Source organism: Methanobrevibacter sp. (genome assembly GCF_045646205.1).
Classification (GTDB): Archaea; Methanobacteriota; Methanobacteria; order Methanobacteriales; family Methanobacteriaceae; genus Methanocatella.
The window spans coordinates 1-3,093 of sequence record NZ_JAZRKF010000022.1; the positions used below are offsets into that span (position 1 = coordinate 1).

Consider the following 3,093-nt stretch of genomic DNA (forward strand, 5'->3'; position numbering starts at 1 on the left):
TGAACAGGAAGTTATGATTTATCCCCCTGCCAAAATTGTTTTTCTTCCTTCTTTTGAAATTTCTTCTTTTTTAAATTCTACATTGAATTTAACATTTTCAATTGTTTCTTTTAATGCTTCAAGGGTTTCATTTCTATGAGAACCTAAAACAGCAACTAAAAATAATGTGTCTCCTGTGTAAAATTCACCAATATAATGAACAACTGAAATTTCATGAACATTATATTTAATTTTAGTATTGTCAACTATTTTCTCAATTTCATCTACAGTTTTTTCAACATCAGGAGTTGATAAAATCAACTTTTCCAAATGCATATTCTCATCTTTTCCACGAACCATTCCTTCAAAAGTGAAAATTACTCCAGAATAATCAATTATTATTCTTTTTCAAATCAGCAATTAAATCAGCTGCTGTAATTTTATCATCCTTAGCTTTTATAACTTGTACAACCATTTTAAAAACACCATTTATTTAAATAAAAATTAAAATTAAGAGGTTTTTTCAAACCCCTTCTATCTCATTCAGATTTTCAATTTGCTTGTCAAAATCATTTAACTTGCGGGCAAGCCCCTCAAAGTAAGGAATATATACCTTTGAAAATGCCAATCTATTCGGATTTTCATCAGCATTTGCAATCTGTGTTTTCACCCTTTCGATTTTACGTTCAACTTCATCATACATTAAATCACCAGGGAATTCACCAATAAATACTCCATCCGCACCATTATCAAGTGCATATTTAATATGGCTAGGCCTTACACGATTAACAGAGTGAACTTTTATTATATGTATCGATTCCGGATAATTCAGTCTATTAACTCCAATATTATCCGCCGCAGTATAACCTATAGAATCCAAGAATACCAATATGATACGCTCACCATCCACTTTCTTAGATAATACACCATTAATTGTAGCGAATATCTTCTCATCAATATTACCGTTAATGTTGATTGCACCATGTTGACAAACAGTTAAACATTTTCCACAACCGTCACAACTCATCGGATCCAAGACCAGTTCATCATCAATAATGCTTAAAGCCTTAAACTTACATTTAGCTAAACAGTCCCCACATAATTGACATTTTTCATAGTCAATATCTGCAATGAATGGTTCAATTTCTACACCACCATGATTGTATTCACTGACTTTAGATGCTGCGGCTGTTGCTTGCATTATCGAATCAGTAATATCCTTAGGGTCTTGTGCAGTACCACAAACAAATACTCCCTGAACATCTGTTGTAACCGGTTTAATTTTGGGATGTGATTCTTTTATGAATGAATCTTCCGTAGTTCCAATGTTTAAAATTTCTGCAATTTCCTTAGTTCCTTCAGATGGTTCCATCGCTGTTGAAAGTACAACCATATCACATTCAATTTCTTCAAATTCACCTTTAATTGTGTTTTCAACACGTACAATGAAATTATCCCCTTTAACGGCAACTTCACCAGGTCTGCCCCTTAAGAACCTAACTTCATTAGATTGTGTATGTTTATAGTATTTTTCAAACATTCCCGGAGTTCTCACATCAGTATAACAAATTAAAACATCAGTATCAGGATACTTGTGTTTAATGATGTTTGCATTTTTAGATGCGACCGAACAGCATATTTTAGAACAATACTTATGTCCGTCCGGCTTTTCATCCCTTGAACCTACACATTGAATCATCACAACTCTTTTTGGAACTTCACCATTGGCTTTTAATAATTTGCCTTTTGTTGGTCCATTTACGCCAGTTATACGTCCAAGTTCCGCTTGTGTAATAATATCGGGATGTCTTTTATAGGAGTAATCCGGCCTTTTATTAGGATCTATCAATTGATGACCGGTAGCTATTATAACAGAACCGACCTGAAGTGGAACTTTCTCAGGTTTTTGTTTTAGAGAAATTGCATCCATCATACATTGACGTTTACACTCACCGCATTTTGTACATGCATCCCCGTCAATTACATATGCTTCAGGATAGGATTGTCCATATGGTCTATAAATTGCTTTCCTTAAAGATAAACCTTCATTCCAGTCATCGGGAACATTGATTTCACAGACATCACTACATTTTCCGCATGCAATACATTTATCGATGTCAACAAATCTTGGAGATTTCTCTACAATAAGGTTATATGTTCCAGCATGACGATTGGCACTTATAACTTTTGAGTTAGTCCAAACAGTTATGTTTTCATTCCATACCAAATCATTTAGAATAGGATTAAGCAAACACATACCGCATTCTTCAGCAATTTTCACTGGAGAGAAAACTTTTCCGATTTTAGCCATATGCCCACCTAATGTTGGTGACTGTTCTATAATAGTGACTTTTGTTCCCTGGCGTGCAAGGGATAATGCTGCATTCATTCCAGCAATCCCCCCTCCAATAACTGCTACTTCACCAGGGGTTTGACAGTAAATAGGATTAACCTCATCTGATTGCTTGACCTTTTCTATAGATGCATTAATAAGCGTAATGGCTTTTTTTGTAGCCTTCTGTTTATCATCATGAACCCAAGAACATTGTTCCCTAATATTTGCCATATCCATCAAATAAGGATTTAGAGGTTTTACATAATCTTGAAATGTTTTTTCATGACTTATAGGTGAACATGCACCAATTACAACTCTATCCAAATGATGTTCGATAATTGCATCACGTATGATTTTACGTCCATTTAATGAGCATAAATTTTCAAATTGTTTTATTACCTCAACATCAAGTGATTGTCTGACTTCATCCAAATCTACGGTATCGGAGATGTTTCCACCACATTCACATAAGAAAACGCCAATTTTCAAATCTCCACTCATGATTCAACCTCCTTTAATTCTGTAATCACAGAATCGATTTTGGAAGTGTGTGCCTGAACACCGACAACACTCTCCCAATCAGCACCCATTGCAATAGCAATGAATTGGGAAATATTCAAGTGAATCGCTTTAAATTTCCTACCTTCCCTTTTAGAGATTAATGGTTGATATCTGTCAAATTGTATATGGCAATTAGGACATAAATGCACTACAATTTCAACACCTTCATCCTTAAGTGAATTCATTTTGTCTGCTGTCGCTGTAAATGATAAATCCGG

1 protein-coding gene and 2 pseudogenes are annotated in these 3,093 nt (G+C 34.5%); all 3 read right to left on the bottom strand.

Annotated elements, in window-relative coordinates; genetic code table 11:
- Positions 1-18 precede the first annotated feature (18 nt).
- A pseudogene (locus ACKI44_RS04475) lies at positions 19-454 on the bottom strand (molybdenum cofactor biosynthesis protein MoaE).
- Positions 455-502: 48 nt separating this feature from the next.
- Positions 503-2,815: a ferredoxin:CoB-CoM heterodisulfide reductase subunit HdrA gene (gene hdrA, locus ACKI44_RS04480; RefSeq protein ID WP_407421960.1), complete on the bottom strand. Its 2,313-nt coding sequence runs from the start codon at positions 2,813-2,815 to the stop codon at positions 503-505.
- Positions 2,812-3,093, bottom strand: a pseudogene (locus ACKI44_RS04485) (heterodisulfide reductase subunit B); the annotation flags it as partial. The pseudogene ACKI44_RS04485 and the gene hdrA, both read right to left, overlap by 4 nt.